Annotated in this window: 17 protein-coding genes; 6 read left to right on the top strand and 11 right to left on the bottom strand. The window is 62.9% G+C overall.

Features of this window, described 5'->3' with window-relative positions; all coding sequences use genetic code 11:
- From NL532_RS02060 to NL532_RS02035, 6 genes are all read right to left on the bottom strand, one after another.
- Positions 1-1,047, bottom strand: coding sequence for an NAD(P)-dependent alcohol dehydrogenase (locus NL532_RS02060; protein WP_023683584.1), 1,047 nt, complete (start codon positions 1,045-1,047; stop codon positions 1-3).
- Positions 1,048-1,062: 15 nt separating this feature from the next.
- Positions 1,063-1,875, bottom strand: a complete 813-nt coding sequence (locus NL532_RS02055) for a carbohydrate ABC transporter permease (protein ID WP_023671259.1) — start codon at positions 1,873-1,875, stop codon at positions 1,063-1,065.
- Positions 1,876-1,886: 11 nt separating this feature from the next.
- Positions 1,887-2,753 (bottom strand): carbohydrate ABC transporter permease, encoded by an 867-nt coding sequence (locus tag NL532_RS02050; RefSeq protein ID WP_023683583.1) that lies wholly within the window; start codon positions 2,751-2,753, stop codon positions 1,887-1,889.
- Between the two features lie 97 nt (positions 2,754-2,850).
- Positions 2,851-4,122: an ABC transporter substrate-binding protein gene (locus tag NL532_RS02045; RefSeq protein WP_023693095.1), complete on the bottom strand. Its 1,272-nt coding sequence runs from the start codon at positions 4,120-4,122 to the stop codon at positions 2,851-2,853.
- 229 nt (positions 4,123-4,351) lie between these two features.
- The gene (locus NL532_RS02040) at positions 4,352-5,269 is read right to left on the bottom strand and encodes an AraC family transcriptional regulator (protein ID WP_023829334.1); all 918 of its coding nucleotides are present in this window, start codon (positions 5,267-5,269) and stop codon (positions 4,352-4,354) included.
- A 94-nt stretch (positions 5,270-5,363) separates the two neighbouring features.
- On the bottom strand, positions 5,364-6,173 hold the full coding sequence (locus tag NL532_RS02035) for a helix-turn-helix transcriptional regulator (protein WP_023829335.1): 810 nt from the start codon (positions 6,171-6,173) through the stop codon (positions 5,364-5,366).
- 113 nt (positions 6,174-6,286) lie between these two features.
- Here NL532_RS02035 and NL532_RS02030 point away from each other — a divergent pair, with 113 nt between their 5' ends.
- From NL532_RS02030 to NL532_RS02005, 6 genes are all read left to right on the top strand, one after another.
- Positions 6,287-7,423: an ABC transporter ATP-binding protein gene (locus NL532_RS02030; RefSeq protein WP_023829336.1), complete on the top strand. Its 1,137-nt coding sequence runs from the start codon at positions 6,287-6,289 to the stop codon at positions 7,421-7,423.
- Positions 7,404-8,567 (top strand): ABC transporter substrate-binding protein, encoded by a 1,164-nt coding sequence (locus tag NL532_RS02025; protein ID WP_023819731.1) that lies wholly within the window; start codon positions 7,404-7,406, stop codon positions 8,565-8,567. The genes NL532_RS02030 and NL532_RS02025 overlap by 20 nt, the downstream gene beginning before the upstream one ends.
- A gap of 61 nt (positions 8,568-8,628) precedes the next feature.
- The gene (locus NL532_RS02020) at positions 8,629-9,492 is read left to right on the top strand and encodes an ABC transporter permease (RefSeq protein ID WP_023693099.1); all 864 of its coding nucleotides are present in this window, start codon (positions 8,629-8,631) and stop codon (positions 9,490-9,492) included.
- Complete coding sequence (locus NL532_RS02015; protein ID WP_023671267.1) at positions 9,492-10,304, top strand: ABC transporter permease; 813 nt, start codon at positions 9,492-9,494, stop codon at positions 10,302-10,304. The genes NL532_RS02020 and NL532_RS02015 overlap by 1 nt, the downstream gene beginning before the upstream one ends.
- A gap of 28 nt (positions 10,305-10,332) precedes the next feature.
- On the top strand, positions 10,333-11,094 hold the full coding sequence (locus tag NL532_RS02010; RefSeq protein ID WP_023752495.1) for an SDR family NAD(P)-dependent oxidoreductase: 762 nt from the start codon (positions 10,333-10,335) through the stop codon (positions 11,092-11,094).
- A 188-nt stretch (positions 11,095-11,282) separates the two neighbouring features.
- On the top strand, positions 11,283-12,686 hold the full coding sequence (locus NL532_RS02005) for an MATE family efflux transporter (protein ID WP_023752494.1): 1,404 nt from the start codon (positions 11,283-11,285) through the stop codon (positions 12,684-12,686).
- 175 nt (positions 12,687-12,861) lie between these two features.
- On the opposite strand, the gene NL532_RS02000 is transcribed toward NL532_RS02005, so the two are convergent.
- From NL532_RS02000 to NL532_RS01980, 5 genes are read right to left on the bottom strand one after another with little or no spacing between them, the layout of a single operon-like run.
- A complete protein-coding gene (locus NL532_RS02000; protein WP_023752493.1) occupies positions 12,862-13,782 on the bottom strand; it encodes a phosphorylase family protein in 921 nt (306 codons plus the stop codon).
- 14 nt (positions 13,783-13,796) lie between these two features.
- Complete coding sequence (locus NL532_RS01995) at positions 13,797-14,588, bottom strand: ABC transporter permease (RefSeq protein ID WP_023703703.1); 792 nt, start codon at positions 14,586-14,588, stop codon at positions 13,797-13,799.
- Positions 14,581-15,468: an ABC transporter permease gene (locus tag NL532_RS01990; protein WP_023752492.1), complete on the bottom strand. Its 888-nt coding sequence runs from the start codon at positions 15,466-15,468 to the stop codon at positions 14,581-14,583. The genes NL532_RS01995 and NL532_RS01990 overlap by 8 nt, the downstream gene beginning before the upstream one ends.
- Positions 15,465-16,502: an ABC transporter ATP-binding protein gene (locus NL532_RS01985; RefSeq protein WP_023700444.1), complete on the bottom strand. Its 1,038-nt coding sequence runs from the start codon at positions 16,500-16,502 to the stop codon at positions 15,465-15,467. The genes NL532_RS01990 and NL532_RS01985 overlap by 4 nt, the downstream gene beginning before the upstream one ends.
- A 27-nt stretch (positions 16,503-16,529) precedes the next feature.
- On the bottom strand, positions 16,530-17,570 hold the full coding sequence (locus tag NL532_RS01980) for an ABC transporter substrate-binding protein (RefSeq protein WP_023829337.1): 1,041 nt from the start codon (positions 17,568-17,570) through the stop codon (positions 16,530-16,532).
- Positions 17,571-17,764 lie beyond the last annotated feature (194 nt).

Raw genomic sequence — 17,764 nt, 5'->3', positions numbered from 1 at the left:
TCAGCCCTTCTCGCCGGTAAGAAGGATTTGCAGCTTGACGTCTTGCGGCTTGCCTTGCGCCGCCCGCTCGAAGGCCTCGATGCTGTCCGAGAAATCATAAGTGCCGGTGATCAGCGGCTTGAGGTCGACCTTCCCCGAGGCGATCAGCTGCAGCGCGCGGTCGAAGATGTTGGCGTAACGGAACACCGTCTCGATGCGCACTTCCTTGGAGATCGCCGCCGGAACGTTGAGGCTGACCGGTTCGACCGGCAGTCCGACCAGCACCACCGCGCCGCCCGGCCGCACGACATCGAACAGGTCGGCGAATGCCTTCGGGCTGCCGCTCGCCTCGAACACGATATCCGCGCCCCAATTGTCGGTCGCGGCGGAGACTGCGTCGACCAGCGATTGCTCACCTATATTAACCGGCACGATGCCGGGATATTGCGCGGCAATCTTGAGCTTGGGTGCGGAAAAATCGGAGATCAGCACCTTCGAGCAGCCGCCGGCCAGCGCCGCCAGCGCGATCATGATGCCGATCGGGCCGCAGCCGACGACGACGGCGACGTCGCCAGGCACGATGCGGGCGCGGCTCGCCGCCTGCATGCCGATGGCAAAGGGTTCGACCATCGCGCCTTCGGCGAAGGTGACATTGTCCGGCAGTCTGTAGGTGAAGGCGGCCGGGTGCACGGCATAGGGCGCCAGCACGCCATGCACAGGCGGCGTCGCCCAGAAGGAGACGTCAGGGTCGACATTGTAGATGCCGAGCCTGGTCGCGCGCGACGACAGGTTCGGCACGCCCGGCTCCATGCAGACGCGGTCGCCGACCTTCAGCGTGCCGACATTGGCGCCGATCTCGACGATCGTTCCCGCGGCTTCGTGGCCGAGCACCATCGGGGCCCGCACGACATAGCTGCCGATGGCGCCATGGGTGTAATAGTGCACGTCGCTGCCGCAGACGCCGACCGTGTGGATGGCGATCTTGACATCGCCCGGTCCGACGTCGAGCGGCAGCGCGATCTCGCGCAGCGACAGTTCGCCTTTTTTCTCAAGCACCAGTGCCCGCATAGGTAAGTCCTCGCATCAAGTCTTTTTTTGCCGGAAAACGGAATTCAGGAAGCCGCTGAGCACGCCGAGGAACAGCAGCGGCGGTAGCGACAACAGCACGACCGAGGCGTTGAGGATTCCCCACGGCACGTTCATGCCTTGCTGTGAAAGTTCGGAAGCGACGATCGGCAATGTCTTGGCGTTGGAACTGGACAGCATCAGCGCGATCAGGAATTCGTTCCACACCAGCACGAAGCTGAAGGCGACGGCGCCGATCAGCGAGCGCGCCGCTACCGGCAGCGCAATGCGCCAGAACACCGAGTAAGCGCCGTAGCCGTCGACGAAAGCGGCTTCCTCGATTTCTTTCGGCACCGCCTGGAAGGCGGGAATGGCGAGCCACATGATCACCGAGATGGTGAGCAGCGAATAGGTGACGATCAGCGCCGGCAAGGTGTCGTAGAGCCCGATCTGCAGCCAGATCACCATCAGCGGAATGGCGACTGCCACCGGGGGCAGGAAGCGCAGCGACAACACGAAGAACTGGATGTCGCCAGCGAAGCGATTGGGATAGCGCGCCACCGCATAGGCTGCCGGAAGGCCGAGCATGACGCCGATCAGCACGGCGACGCCGCAGGAAATGACCGAGTTATAGAGACCGGTCATGACGCTGTCGCGGCCGATGATGTAGCTGATATTGTCGAAGGTCGGGGTAAACACCAGGCGCGGCACGCGGGTGATGATGTCGACATTGTTCTTCAGCGAATTGACCGCCGTCCAGGCGAGCGGAAACACCGCCATGAAGCCGGCGAAGGCCAGGATGATCTTGCCGATGAGGCGGCCCGGTCTCATGCGATACGGCCTCATGCCTGCACCCGCTTCCACAGCATGGTGAAGGTGATGACAGTCGCGATCATCATCAGCACCGCCATGGCCGAGGCATAGGACACCTTGCCGGATTCGATGAAGCCTTGCGAGAAGGCGTACATGTCGAGCGTCTCGGTCGCCACGCCCGGCCCGCCGCGCGTCATCACATAAATCAGGTCGAAGGAGCGCAGCGATTCGATCATCTTGACGAACATCAGGCTGATCAGCGGCGCCTTCAGCATAGGCAAGGTCACATAGGCATGGATCTGCCAGCGTTTGGCGTGGTCGAGCCGCGCCGCTTCGATCGGCTGCGGCGGCAAGGTCTCCAGAAGCTTCAGCACGATGACCGCGAAGAACAGTCCCCACTGCCAGACATCGACCGAGGCGACGGCAAACAGGGCCGTCGACGGCTTCGACAGCGGGTCGAAGATCAGCCCGCCGGTGATCAGCCTGTAGGGATAGGTGGCGATGCCGTAGAGCGGATGATAGGCAAACTTCCACACGAAGGCCGCCGAGACACGCGGCAACAGCACCGGGATGATGAACAGCAGGCAGTAGATGTTGCGCAGCCGCGGCGACGCTACTTCGAACATCAGCACGCCGAGCCCGATCGCCACCATCATCGTCGCCACCACGGTGACGATTTCCCACTTCACCGAAACCCAGACCGCGTTGAGGAAACGCCGGTCGGCGAACAGGTCGATGAAGTTCGACAGCCAGACCCAGGAATAGTCCGACGAGCTCAGCTCGCGGTTCTGCAGCGCAATGACGATGGCGTACAGCGTCGGCACCATCGACAGCACCAGAAGAATGGCGAGCGTCGGAACCAGAAACGTCACGGGCAGGGAAGAGCGTCGGCGCATTGCCTATCCTCGGGCTGTGCCTTTTTGGAGAGACCCGCGGCGCACAGGTCCCGGCATCCGGTCGAATGCCGTGGACCGCGCGCCGCGGGCGGGAGGATTACTTCTTCTTCACCAGCTCGTTGGCGTAGGCCTCGAGTTCGTCGAGGCCGCCCTTGACGTCGGTGCGCGTGCCGGTGACCAGCTCTTCCAGGATGATGCCCCAGCGGTCGCCGAGATCCGGCCAGCGCGGATCCTGCCAGAAGTTCACCGCCGTCACCTTGCCGGTATCGGCAAGCGCCTGGCCGAGATCGGCGCCATAGATGTCGGCGAACTCCTTGCTGGACAGCACGCTGGTGCGGTTGAGCTCGCCGAATTGGTGCGCGTCGAGCCGGCGCTTCTCGTTCTCCTTCGACGTCGCCCAGGCGATGAACAGGCCGGCGCATTGCTTCGCGGCGTCATCGGCATTGGCCTTGGCGGCGATGGCGAGGCCGTGGCCGTAGCCGCCGCCGGTCAGTGGCGAGGGCGGCGGCAGGAAGCCGATCTTGCCGACCACTTGCGAGGTCTTCGGGTCGACCGCCATGCCCGACAGCGGCGTCGATTCGACCAAGATGGCAACCTGGCCCGACAGGAAGGCGCCGGTCGATTCATCCCAGCTGCCGGTCTGCGTGCCGGGCGCTGAATCCTTGAACAGTTTAAGATAGGTCTCGGTCGCTTTGACCGCGGCCTCGGAGTTGAAAGCCGGCTTGTCACCGTCGAACCATTTTCCGCCATAGGCCTTGAAGAACGGCATCCAGCGCCAGACATTGGCGCCCGAGCCACGCGCGCCGCGCAGCGCGATGCCGTACATGCCCTTGTCGGGATCGGTCAGCTTCGGCACGTCGGCGATCAACTCGTCGAGCGTCTTCGGCGGCTGGATGCCGGCGGCTTCCAGAATGTCCTTGCGGTAGACCATCAGGTCGCCGCCGCCGGTCAGCGGCGCGAACCACACCTTGCCGTCATAGGTGGCGACCTTCTGCCGGCCCGGGTCGAAATCGGCGTAGTCGTAGTCAGCCGGGTAATAGTCGGTGAGCGGCACGATCCATTTCGACGAGGCGAACAGCGCGACATTGGCTTCGTCGACATAGTAGACGTTGTAGTTGCCGACCGTGGACGCATCGGCGCGCGACTTTGCCCGGCGGTCGTTCTCGTTGAGATAGTCGATCTGGAAGCTGGCGCCGGCCAGTTTCTGGAACTCGTCCTTGGACGCTTCCAGCAGCGTCAGCCCGTCACGCGGTTGCGCCAGCACCTTGACCGGCGCCGAGCAGACCGGCGCCGCCAGCGCCATGGTCGAGAGGGTCGTGGTAAGCATGAAAGCTGCGCTTATGCTCGCAGCGAGCCGAATTGGTTTCATTGATTTTCTCCTCCAGGAACAGTCGCAGGAAGCGGAAGTCTTCGGTTGCGCGATCCTCGCCATCGCCCGAGCGACAAGCCACCCATCGCCAAAATGAGGAGTTGCTAAAGGCCGCGCTAGAAGCCCCGTTGCAGCAGACCTGTACTTTTATGCATTGTGCGGTGCAAAATCCGGCCTACCCGAACGGCCTCTGTCACATGAGTACCGATGGAGAGAGGAAGGCCGGTTTTCAGGCACGCATCGTCAGCCGCTGCCGCGACAGCTTGCGGTAGGATGACGGCGTCATCCGGTGCTTGCGCAGGAAGGCGCGGTTGAAGTTGGAGATGTTCATGTAGCCGACCTGGAAGCAGATGTCGGTGATCGGAATGTCGGTGTCCGCCAGCAGCTTGCAGGCTTGCCAGAGCCGGAGCTTGGCGATGTGGTCGCTGAAACTGTTGCCGGTGTTTTTCTGGAAGAAGCGCGAAAACGTGCTTTCGCTCATCCCCGCCAGCTCCGCCGCCTCCGGCAGCTTCAGGTCCTCGGCGAAGTGCTGGAAGAGATAGGTCAGCGTGCGCTGGATGATGTCCAGCGAGGTTGCGTCGAGCGCGGGTGAGAAATCCGGCGAGGACAAAAGCTCGTATTCGTCTGTCCTGGCCAGCAGATCGACCAGTTCGAGGAAGAGGCAAAACCGGGCGAGCCCGTGCACGGTGCCCATCCGTTCCATCAGCGCAGCGCCGTCGAGCGCGGCGCGGCCATGGAAGACGATGCCGCGCAGCGATCGCTCCAGGAACGGTTCTAGTTCGCGCAGCTCCGGCAGCAGTCCCGCCGAGCCGCGCAGCCGCTGCGGATCGAATTGCAGCACGATGTCGCGTCCTTCGATCAGCTCGCCGGGTTGCACCGATGTCACCCAGTCATGCGGCAGCCCGCCGCCGACGATGCTCAGGTAGCCCGGCCCGAATTCGCCGATGTGATCGCCGACCAGCGCGACCCCGGAAGACTTCCTCAGGAGATGGATCTCGTATTCCGGATGAAAATTCCAGACATTGCGCTCCCAGGGATAGTCGTCGAGCCGCCACAGGAAACTGTCGCTCGCCTCGGTGACGATGTGCTCGAAAGCCGGCACCGTGCGAGGGATCGCGGCCGTGTTCTTTCTGCGCCTGAATGCCATCGTCTGCTCTCCGGGGCGTATGAGGAAGCGACTGGTTTCGGGTAATCCGTAGCAGTCTGTCGCCCGCAAGTGAACGATGTCTGCCTCAGCGATTTCAACGCCGGCTCTCGATGATCTCAATGAAGCGGGCGAACAGCCCGGCCTGGGATTTGATGCCGAGTTTGCGGTGGATGTTGCGGCGGTGAACCTTCACCGTTCCCGGCACGATGCGCATGGCTCTTGCGACCGACTCGGTGGAATGCCCCTGCAGCACCAGATCGACGACATGCTTTTCGCGCGGGGTCAGCGACAGGCTTTCCCAAATGTGTGCGCGGTCGAACTCGTTGACTGCGGCGATCGTCTCGCCCTGCTCCGCTTCGTCCTGCTCCTCGGCCGAAAGTGCGGGCCAGCGCAACCGGGCGAAGTTGATGACCGCCGGCGCCATGTCGCGCAGCAGCCTGGCATCGGCGGTGCCGAAGGGACCCGAGGCGTGCAATCGCATCAGCGACAGCACCAGCGCATCCTTGCCGGGCAGCGGCACGAAGAAGCCGACCTCCTCGGCCAGCCTTGTCTGGCTATAGTAGGTGCGAAAATACTCGCTGGCATAGAAGCGGTCGGGCGCCAGTTCGCGCATGCGCCAGAACCCCTCCTTGCGCTCCACCGCCGCGTGATGAAATGGGTCGAGCAGGTAAGGTCCTTCCTGATAGAGCGTGACGAAGACATGGCTCTCGGCCGGCGAGAAGGTTTCGAACAGCAGCGGCGGTCGCGATGCGCCGCGATAGCCGAAGATAACGCAGTGGTCGAAGCTGACATGCTGGCTCAGCCAGCCGACCATTGCCTTGCCGAACAGGTCGCCGCTGGTCTCTCGCGTTGCCGCGACAAGGGCTGCGAGCCGGCTGTATTCGTCGCTGCGGGACGCACTCAACCTATACCCCCTCAAACGAGAAAATAGATCAGATATACCACCTGCGAGGTATATACTAGCCGCCATCGGCTCTGGTAGCGTCCTGAAATAGCCCTGTTGCTGGAGCCAGCACTTTGACCGCAGTGCCCGACATCGAGTTTCGCGGCGTCACCAAGCGCTATGGCGCCGTGACCGCTGTCAGCGGCATCGATCTGGCTGTGCCGCCCTCCGCCTTTGTCGCCCTTCTCGGACCGTCCGGCTGCGGCAAGACCACATGCCTGCGCATGATCGGCGGCTTCGAGCAGCCGAGCGAAGGCCAGGTGTTCATCCGCGGCCAAGACATGGCCGGCACACCGCCCTATCGCCGCCCGGTCAACATGGTGTTCCAGCAATATGCGCTGTTTCCGCACCTCGATGTCGAAGCCAATGTATCCTACGGGCTGCGCCAGGCACGGCCACGCCTGTCGTCGCAGGAAATCGGCCGGCGCGCCGGCGAGGCGCTCGAAATGGTGCGGCTCGCCGGCTATGGCCGCCGCAAGATCCACGAACTCTCCGGCGGCCAGCAGCAGCGCGTCGCGCTGGCGCGCGCACTGGTCAACAAGCCGGCGGTGCTGTTGCTCGACGAGCCGCTGGCGGCGCTCGACAAGAAACTGCGCACCGATATGCAGATCGAGTTGCAGAACCTGCAGCGCGAGATCGGCATCACCTTCGTGCTGGTCACCCACGACCAGGAGGAAGCGCTGTCGATGAGCGACTTCGTCTGCGTCATGAATGGCGGCCGCATCGTACAACTCGGCCAGCCGAGCGAGATCTATGACGAGCCGGCCGACCTGTTCGTCGCCGACTTCGTCGGAAAGACCAATCTGTTGAGCGGCAAGGTTGCCGGGCATACAGGCGATCTTGTCAATGTGGCGCTGGCGGACGGAACCGTCATTGCCGCGCGCAAACGAACCGCCTTGCAGCAGGGCGAGACCGTGTCTGTCAGCCTGCGTCCTGAATCGCTAAGCCTCGGCGCCACCAAAGGCAGCCCTTTCAAGGGCATCGTGCGCAACCGGATCTTCTTGGGCTCGACGGCGGAATACGCCATCGAGGTGCAGGGCATCGGAACGCTGCTGGCCAAGGCCGACCATGTGATCGGCCACGGCAATCTCTTCAAGCCGGGTGAACCCGTCGCCATCGGCTTTGCCTCCGGGACGCCGCTGGCGTTTCCGGAGACCAAGAACAACGGGACCAACCAGAGGGTAGCAAAAAATGTCGAAATCATATCGTGACGGACTGCCGATAAGCCCTGAGAACTTCGTCGACCAGCTGATGCGCCTGAAGCGCGGCTCGATCGGCCGCCGCGATTTCCTCGGCCTCACCGGCCTGGGCATCGCAACCGCGGTGATGGCGCGCGAGCTCGGCATCATGCCGACGCCGGCCTTCGCCGCCGAAAACCTCGGCGACCGCATGTCGATCGCCACCTGGCCGAACTATCACGACCCGCAGACCTTCGAGAATTTCAAGAAGGACACCGGCGTCGCCGTCGAGGTCAACGTGTTCGGCTCCAATGAGGAGATGCTGGCCAAGCTGCAGGCCGGCGCCTCGGGCTGGAGCCTGTTCGTGCCGACCAACTACACGATCTCGACCTACAAGAAACTCGGCATCATCGATCCGCTCGACATGGCCAAGCTGCCGAATTTCGACAGCTCCCAGGAGGACCCGCGCTTCACCTCGGAAGGCACGATCGACGGCACGACCTACGCGGTGCCGAAGAACTGGGGCACCACGGGCTTTGCCGTCAACACCAAGAAGCTGGCCAAGCCGATGACCAGCTGGAAGGAATTCTGGGACGTCGCCATGGCTGAGGGCGATGGCCGCACCATGGTGCACGACTACCAGCTGACCACCATCGGCAACGCGCTGAAATATTACGGCTATTCCTTCAACTCGCTGAAGCAGGATGAACTCGCCAAGGCCGAGGAGCTGCTGCTCAAGGTCAAGCCGCATCTGTTCGCGGTCTCGTCCGACTACCAGCCGGGCATGCGGGCGGGCGACGCCTGGCTGACCATGTGCTGGACGAATGATGGCGCACAGCTGCATCGCGATATCCCGGAGATCGCCTATGTGCTGGGCAAGGAGGGCGGCGAGATCTGGACCGATTTCTACGCCATCCCGAAGGACGCGCCGAACAAGCCGGCCGGCTATGCCTTGCTCAACTATCTGATGACCCCTGAGGTCGCGGTGAAGGAGCATCTCGCCAACGGCGCGCCCTCGACCGACGCACGCGTCAACAAGCTGCTGCCCAAGGAAGTGCTGGACAATCCGATCCTCTATCCGGCGGCCGACCTGTTGACACCGCTGGAATTCGGTGCGGCGGCGACGCTGACCGATCCCGGCCGCGCCGAGCTGATGGCGCGCTTCAAGTCGGCTTGAGGCCGGCCTGACGCAAACGGAAACCGGTGGGCCTATGTCCGCCGGCATCGGGGCGGTTTCCATGCACGGCAACAGATTTCGGTATAACATCCTGACAGCGCTGCTGCTCGCTCCGGCTACAGCGTGGCTGGTGGTGTTTCTGGTGTTGCCGTTCGTCGCCATTGCCGTGTTCAGCGTCGGCGAGCGGGCGCCGGAGGGCGGCTACCAGGCCGCCTTCACGCTGGCGCAATATGCCAACCTCCCGGCGCGGGCGACTGCCTTCTGGAACACCATGATGCTGGCGCCGGTGGGCGCGCTTGCCTGCCTGCTCGTCGCCTACCCCGTCGCCTACTACCTTGCCCTGAAGGCGCCGCAACGCTGGCGGCTGATCCTGCTTGCGCTCGTCGTCATTCCGTTCTGGACCAGCCTTTTGATGCGTACCTATGCCTGGATGTACATTCTGGGCGGACGCGGCATTCCCGCGCTGCTGGCCTTTGTCGGTATCGAGGATGTCAGGCTGATCAACACGCCGGGCGCCGTGCTGCTCGGCATCGTCTATGGCTATCTGCCGCTGATGATCCTGCCGATCTATGTCAGTCTCGAGCGGCTCGACCGAAGGCTGCTGGAAGCCTCCGCCGATCTCGGCGCGACCCCGCTCTCAACCTTTCTGGGGGTGACGCTGAAGCTGTCGCTGCCGGGCGTCATGACCGGCTTCTCGCTGGTCATGATCCTGCTGCTCGGAGAATACCTGATCCCGACGCTGCTTGGCGGCGGCAAGGTGTTCTTCATCGGCAATGCGCTGGTCGACCTGTTCCTGCAGTCGCGCAACTGGCCGTTCGGATCGGCCATCGCCATCACGCTGGTGGCGGTTTCGGTGGTGGTGCTGATCGCGGCAAACCGCATTTCGACACGGGTGTCGGGCGCCCGCAGGGTGGATCTGATCTGATGCGCGCCTTCGTCACAGCCGTCTTCGCCTTCCTCTATCTGCCGATCGCGTTGGTCGTGCTGTTTTCCTTCAACGCCGGCCGCCATGCCAGCGAGTTCACCGGCTTTTCGGTGCAGTGGTACGGCACGGCGCTGTCGAACCCGTTCCTGGTCGAGGCGTTGAAGAACAGCCTGTTCATCGCCACCACCAGCGCCCTTCTGGCGGCGGTGTGCGGCACGGCGGCGGCACTCGGCCTGGCGCGGGTCGGGCTCAGAACCCGCGCCGTCTTCGACGCGCTGATGGGTGCCGCGATCGTCGTTCCCGGCGTCGTCATCGGCATCTCGACGCTCGTCGCGCTGGTCCAGTTGTTTGGCGTGCTCAACCCGTTCCTCGCCTCGATCTGGCCAAACGACCAGCCGCCGCGCCTGTCGCTCGGCTATGGATCGATCATCGCCGCCCACGGCCTGTTTTCGATGGCGTTGGTGACGATGATCGTCGGCACGCGTCTCGCCAGCCTCGACCGCAACCTGGTCGAGGCCTCGAGCGATCTCTACGCCACGCCGCTGACGACGTTTCGCTCGATCGTGCTGCCGCAGATCATGCCGGCGGTGATCGCCGGCTTCCTGCTCGCCTTCACCTTCTCCTTCGACGATTTCATCGTCGCCTTCTTCGTCGCCGGCGCGCAGACGACGCTGCCGATCTATGTCTTCGCCTCGATCCGGCGCGGCGTGACGCCGGAAATCAACGCCATCGCCACCATCGTGCTCGTCGCCTCGGTCCTGCTGGTGGTGCTTGCCCAATGGCAGCTGCGCCAGCGCCAGCCGTCAAACTGAACAAGCCATCCAGCTGAAAGACAAATTCATGCTCCTCAAAGACCGCATCGCCGTGGTGACGGGCGCCGGTTCCGGCATCGGCCGCGCCGGCGCCATGATCATGGCCAGGGAAGGCGCGCTGGTGGTCATCGCCGACCGGGATCTGGCCAGCGGCGAGACCACGGCGGCGGACATCCGGGCAGTGGGCGGGCAGGCCGAGGCCGTTGTCACCGACGTCTCTGACGACGCCGCGGTCGAGAAGCTCATCACAGGCACTCTCGGCAAGTATGGCCGCATCGACATTCTGCACAATCACGCCGGCATCCAGGTCGGCGGCACGCTGACCGAGGTCGAGGTCGATGGTATGGATGCGTCATGGCGCATCAATGTACGGGCGCAGTTTCTGGCCGCGCGGCTGGTCATGCCGGCAATGGTCGCGCAAGGCGGCGGCGTCATCCTCAACACGGCCTCGAACTCCGGCGTGTTCTACGACCGCGAGATGATCGCCTATGCCACGTCCAAACATGCCGTGGTGGCGATGACCAGGCAGATGTCGCTCGACTATGCCCGCCACAATGTGCGCGTCAACGCGCTCTGCCCGGGCTGGGTCGACACGCCCTTCAACGAGCCGTTCATCGCCCAGATGGGCGGACGCGAGGCGATCGAGACCTATGTCCGCACCAAGATCCCGATGGGGCGCTGGGCGAGCGCCGAGGAGATCGCCGAAGCGATCCTGTTCCTCGTTTCCGACCGCTCATCCTTCATGACCGGCCAGGCGCTGGTGATCGACGGCGGCGAAAGCATCGGCTGATCCAAGGGCGGCCGGATAGGAGGGTTCCCGCCTCTGGCTCAATCGCCGGCTGCCCGTCCTCCCTTGCCTTCATCTCGCATTTCGTCCAATAGAACGACACAAACGCCGCGAAACCGAAGGTTTTGCCGTTTGGAAGTGCGGCTTCCGGCCTCGTTGCCGACGCGCCGCAACCGGAAAAGAGCAGGACAATGTCTGCGATCGAAGCCGGCGCTCGTGCGCCGGAAAATCTTTGGCGTCAGGAAATCAGGGCGACACTGGCGCTGGCCTGGCCAATGGTGCTGACCAATCTCGGCCAGACCGCGATGACCGCGACCGACGTCATGATGATGGGGCGTCTGGGCGCGGACACGCTGGCCAGCGGCGCGCTCGGCGCCAACCTCTATTTCATGCCGCTGATCTTCGGCCTCGGCCTGATGCTGGCGACCTCGCCGATGATCGCCACCGAGCTTGGCCGCCGGCGCTATTCGGTGCGCGATTTGCGCCGTACCGTGCGCCAGGGCCTGTGGCTGGCGATCCTGATCTCGATCCCGATCTGGATGGTGCTGTGGCATGGCGAGGCCATTCTGCTGGCCATGGGCCAGGAGCCGGCATTGGCACATCAGGCCGGCATCTATCTGCGCTGGCTGGAATGGGCGGTGCTGCCCTTCTACGGCTATATCGTGCTGCGTTCCTTCATCTCGGCGCTGGAGCGGCCGGGCTGGGCGCTGATCATCGTCTTCGTCGCCGTCGCCTGCAACGCCTTCTTCAACTGGGTGTTCATGTTTGGCAATCTCGGCGTCACCTCGATGGGCATTGCCGGTTCGGGGCTGGCGACCACGCTGTCGAGCACGCTGATGTTCTGCGGCCTGGCAGCCGTGGTGATGCTGGAGAAGAAGTTCCGCCGCTACCGCCTGTTCGGCCGCTTCTGGCGCTCCGACTGGCCGCGTTTCAAGGGTCTGCTGCGGCTCGGCATGCCGATCGCCGGCATCCTCGCCTTCGAGGTGACGATCTTCAACGCGGCAGCCCTGCTGATGGGCCTGATCGATGCGGATTCGCTTGCCGCGCACGCTATCGCCATCCAGATCGCCTCGATCTCCTTCATGGTGCCGCTCGGTCTCAACCAGGCCGTCACCGTGCGCGTCGGGCTGGCCCACGGCGCCGGCAATCCGGCAGGCGTTTCGCGCGCCGGCTGGACCGCCTTCGTCATCGGCGTCTCGTCCATGGCGCTGATGGCGCTGGTGATGGTGCTGTGGCCGCATCTGTTGATCAGCGCCTTCATCGACATGACCGCCCCGGCCAACGCCAGGGTGATCGCGCTGGCCGTGTCGTTCCTGGCCTTTGCCGCGTTGTTCCAGATCTTCGACGGCGCGCAGGCTGTTGCCGCCGGCATGCTGCGCGGCCTGCACGACACCAAGGTGCCGATGATCTATGCCGCGATCGGCTATTGGGGCATCGGCCTGCCGCTCGGCGTGCTGCTCGCCTTCCATTTCGGCCTGCACGGCGTCGGCATCTGGATCGGCCTGGCCTCGGGGCTCGCCGTGGTGGCGGTGCTGCTGCTCGCGCGCTGGCTGCGGCGGGACCGCATCGCACCGCCGCTCGTCTTCAGCCATTGAAGACGCACCAAGCGGTCCGCCAACTGCCCGAAGCATTCACTGCAGAGCAGATGTCTGGTTGTCGCCTTTTGGACCGGAAGCGGCCGAACGCTTCGGGCGTGGGATCTTCAAAAGCGGACTCTCAGTTCGACGCGAGCATCGTTGCGAGTGAACGATCCCAGACTCTCGCTGCTTTTCAGAACCGGGTAGAACGCTCTGCCGGTTGGGGCGACTTCAAGCCGTGGCAAGAGCATTCCGGATTGGCCGGAAGTCGCGCCGCGGTCTCCAGCGCAACCCGCGAGGCTGTCATAGAGAGGCTCGGCAGCACGTGCTCCTGCAGCAATTTCTGGCGCTCGCGGTCCATATAGTCGTTGAAGCCGGCCGTGACGAACGCCAGGGGCACGAAACAGGCGCCGATCTCGCGCGATAAGGTGGCCTCAGGGGCGATCGAGTGGTTGAGCACGTCCGCTCCCATGTGTCGATACGCCAGAGCTTCGGCGGGAGTTGTCAGTCGCGGCCCGTAGCAGTGGGCAGCCACCAGCTGCTGCTCGATGCCATGGACGCGGCATCCGGCTGGCCAATGGCGCCGGGCGGTCTCGGCCAACAATGCCGCACATCTTGGACATACGATCTGCTTGCCCGAGCAGTCGAAGCTCTGGCGGCCAGGCAGAAGTGAAAACGGGGTCTGCGACAGTTCGATGATATCGGCGTTTACGACTATGTCGCCGGGCTGGATCGCCTTGTTGACGGCGCCAACGGTCGAGCAGGCCAGCACTTGCCTTACACCCGCTTTCATCAAGACCCAGAACGCGCGGCGATGACAGGAATGGTCGATATGGTCTCGGGGATTGCCGTGCGAATACATGCACAGGGCACGTTTCGTTTTGCCCTCGACGGTAATAGATGCATCGAATTCGAGCAGTTTCCAATTGTCGCTGGGACCGAAAGGGGTTTCGAAACTCATGTCTCGTTGCAAGGTGCGGACGCCATCGACTTCGACATCTTCCGGAAAGGCGAGACCCCAATTCGCCGAGCCGGTGATGATCGCCAACCCCACCTGGGGTATGTCCGTTGAATGATCCGCCAGATCGTCGGCTGCATGATGATTGTTGGGCATGTTTCCAATCTCGGTCAGGATTTTTGGCGAAGGGTCACGACGAGGACAACGACCACGACGATGACGGTCCACAAGGTCGAAATCGCCGCAATGGTCGGGTCGATCTGATCGCGCAGCGACAGGAACATGAGCTTCGGCAGCGTGCTGTTTTGACCACTCGCGACGAAGATCGAAATGACGGATTCATCGAGCGAGGTCAGGAAGGCCATCAGCGTGGCCGACAACAGACTTATCCGAAGTTGGGGGACAATTATTCCGCCAATGGCTCTTGCCCAGTTTGCGCCCAGGCTGCGCGCCGCCTGAACCTGGTTCCAGTCAAAGCGGGCCAAGGCGGGCACCAACACAATGCAGGCGACCGGAATGGCCAGCACCACATGTCCGACCAGGACACCGAACAGCGTTCCGACCAGACGTTGGGCCGCCAGAACAAAGAAGAGACCAATCGCGAGCAGGATTCCCGGCACGATAGAAGGGGTTAGCAGAATACCCTGAATGGCAATGGCGGCCTTTCCGCCGAGCCGATTTATCGAAATGCAGGCCAGCAGCCCCAGGGGCACTGCGATCATCGCCGTCAATGTGCCAAGGATCAGGCTCGTCCTGAGTGCGGCCATCCATGCCGCCGAACCGAAGAAAGCCTCGTACCAGCGCAACGAGTATGCGCGCGGCGGGAACTCCAAAAGATTGGACGCCGAAAAAGAGAGCGGCACGACGACGAGCGTCGGCAGCATCAGGAACGCCATAACGAGCGCGCAAAAGCTCCACAGGAGGATGCGGGCCAGCCTGCTATCTGGATAGGCTTCAAGCATGGGCTGTGCCGATGCTGCGTCCGGCAATCAGCCGCCGCGCAGCCAGGAACATCACCCCCACCAACGCCATTAGTACGAGGAGCAGGATGCCCAGGACGCTCGCCGAGCCCCAATCCTGGAAGGTCGATAGCGTGCGCTCGATCCGGGTGGAAAGAGGGTTTACCTTGCCGCCGCCAAGCACCGCGGGCGTGATGAAGAACCCTATGGTGTAAATGAAGACGATGATCGAACCCGAGAAGATGCCGCCGGCCGAAAGCGGCAGAATGACCGTGCGGATCGTTTGTCCGAGCGTAGCGCCCATGCTCGCCGACGCGCGAACGAGGTTTGCATCGATATCGCGCATCGCCGCATAAACGGGGAGCAGGAAGAGCGGCAGCATGTAGTGAACCATGCCGATGAGCGTTCCCGTTAAGTTGTAGACCAGCGGCAAGGGCTCAGCTGTCAGGCCTGAACCGGTCAAAGCCGCGTTGATCAGGCCATCGCGTCGCAACAGAACGAGCCAGCCATAGGTGCGCACCAGAATGGAGGTCCACAACGGCAGCATGACGAAGGCCATCAGCAAATTGGCCACCCTTGGTCTGGTGCTGGCCAGGGCGAGCGCCAAGGGGGTACCGAGTAGGATGCAGATCGCCAGCGTGCCCACGGACAGCTCAAGGGTGGTGACGAGTGCCGACCATGTCAGTCCGGTCGAAAGCACTTTCTCGTAGTTGCCGACGGTGTATTCACCCGCTGTGGTGAGGAAGGATTGCCGGATAATCCAGACGATGGGCAGGATCGCCGCCAGCCCAACGATCAAAAGCGCGGGCACTGAAAGCGACAGGAAGAACCGCCGCTCGCGTCGTGCGTCTGCCGCGAGCGCAGGATCGGTGATGACGGTCACGCTCCTGCTCCCGGTATCGCGTGAACTTTCGCTGCCGGTGCATATGCGGTCACTCGCTGACCGGTCGCAAGCTCGCCGCAGCCGCTGGCCATCGCCGCCGGAACGCAGACAAGAATCTCTTGCCCGCCGTCAAGTGCCAGCGTCAAAAGCCAGTTCTCGCCGCGAAACGCCTTGGCGCGCAGCGTTCCCTCGAGCGCCACCCCGTCTCGCCCGACGAGCTTCGCATCAAGATGGAAACTTTCGGCGCGGATCATCAGAGCTTCGCTTGATGCATCGGCGCCGTCTATTCTGCGCACCGCGCCCGGGGCCACAATGTTGGCCTCACCCATGAACTCCGCGACAAAGCGGGTCGATGGACGATCATAAATCCGCTGTGGCGTGTCGATCTGCTGAATACGGCCGGAATTCATCACCGCGACCCGGTCTGACATGATCAGTGCTTCGCGCTGGTCATGCGTCACATAAATCGTGGTGATCCCCAGATCGTCGTGCAGACGCCGGATCTCGTACTGCATGGTTTCGCGCAAATTCTTGTCGAGCGCCGACAACGGCTCGTCCATCAGCATCACGCGCGGCTCGAAGACGATCGCCCGCGCTAACGCAACCCGCTGGCGCTGGCCGCCGGACAATGCGGCAATGTTGCGCTCCGCCAAACCTTCGAGCTTCACGCGGTCCAAAGTGTCGAGCGCCCGCTGGCGGGCGTCGGCTTTCGGTACCTTGCGCAGCACCAGCGGATACTCAACATTTGCCAGAACGTTCATGTGGGGAAACAGGGCGTAGTTCTGGAAGACTATGCCGATGTTGCGCCTGTTCGGGGCCAGGCGGGTAATGTCGCGATCGCCCAACAGAAGTCTACCGGAATCCGGCCGGACAAAGCCGGCCAGAGCCATGAGCAGCGTGGTCTTGCCCGATCCCGATGGCCCCAGCAGCGTGAGGAATTCGCCAGCCCGAATATCGAGCGAGACATCGTCCAGCGCGACGTAAGATCCATAGGTCTTGCGCACGCTGTCGATGGTGATCGGGAGCGACTTCATCATGTGCTCAAGCCTTAGAGCTGAGACTCAGCGGGCCATCATCTCATCGAAGGCTTTTTGGGCAGCCTCGCCATTCCTGACCCACCATTCTGAATTCGAAAACACCGAAGTGCCGGCATTTTCAGGCGCGGTCGCCAGCGTCTTGAGACGGTCCTCGGGGATAAGGCCACCCTCATAGCCAGCAGGATTGACCGGGCCATAGGCTATGAAGTCGGTCAGCTTCGCCACGCGCGCGGGCTGTGTCATCGCTGCGATGAGCTTCATAGCTGCTTCCTTGTTCGGCGCCCCTTTCGGCACCGCAAGACAGTCGGTGCCAATGACGGAACCCTTGAACGTGTAGTCGGCCGCGCCGCCATCTGCTTTTACGGTTTGGGCCCGCCCGTTCCAGGTAACGACCAAATCCGCCTCACCATCTTTCAGCAACTGCGCCGACTGCGCTCCCGAGGTCCACCAAACGGCGACATTTGGCTTGAGTGCTTCGAGCCGCTTGATAGCGCGATCCAGACCCTCTGGCGTGCTGAGAACGGGATAGACGTCCGCCGGTGCTACGCCATCGGAGAGCAGCGCGATCTCGATCGAGTCCTGGGCATTGGCACGCAGCGCACGACGGCCGGGGAATTTGGCAACGTCCCAGAACTCCGCCCATGTCTTCGGCGGGTTTTCGCCATAGGTCTTGGTGTTCCACGACAAGACGGTGCCATAGGAGTCGAATGGATAGCAGTAGTCGGACTTTGCGCCGTCCGGCACGGCCTTTGGGTCGATGATCGTGTAGTCGAGCGGCTCCAGCAGCGACTGTGCGGCGGCCTGCGCGCCCTCCGGTGAGCCCAGGTGAATGACGTCGGTTGTGACCGCGCCCGAGGTAACCTGCATCTTCAGGGCGGCCAAGCCGTCGCTGAGGGTCTCCTCGCGGACAGCATAGCCAAGCTCTTTTGCAGCGGGGGCCCACATGGCTTCCTTCATGGCGTTGCCATAATCGCCGCCCGCGGTCGTGATGGTGACTGATTGGGCATAGACCGGCACGGCGGCCGAGAATGCGAATGCCGTCAATGAAATGCGTAACCAAGACATAGGTTCTCCTCCCTAGAATTTGTTGAGACGCGCTAAAAATGGCCAATTGTTGCCAATCGTAACGTTACGATTGCATCCAATTGCAGGAGAGTCAAGCTGCTTTAGCGAGAGCTTGGATTGACCGTGAGGTGGAATTCGGTCACGTAGTGGAAGGCAGCAAATCAGCCGGCGCTTTCGCAAATGAGGTCGGGCGA

Source organism: Mesorhizobium sp. C120A, from assembly GCF_030323105.1.
Lineage (GTDB): Bacteria > Pseudomonadota > Alphaproteobacteria > Rhizobiales > Rhizobiaceae > Mesorhizobium.
Note: the sequence above shows the minus strand (reverse complement) of the source record. Positions and strands in the feature narration are given on the sequence as shown.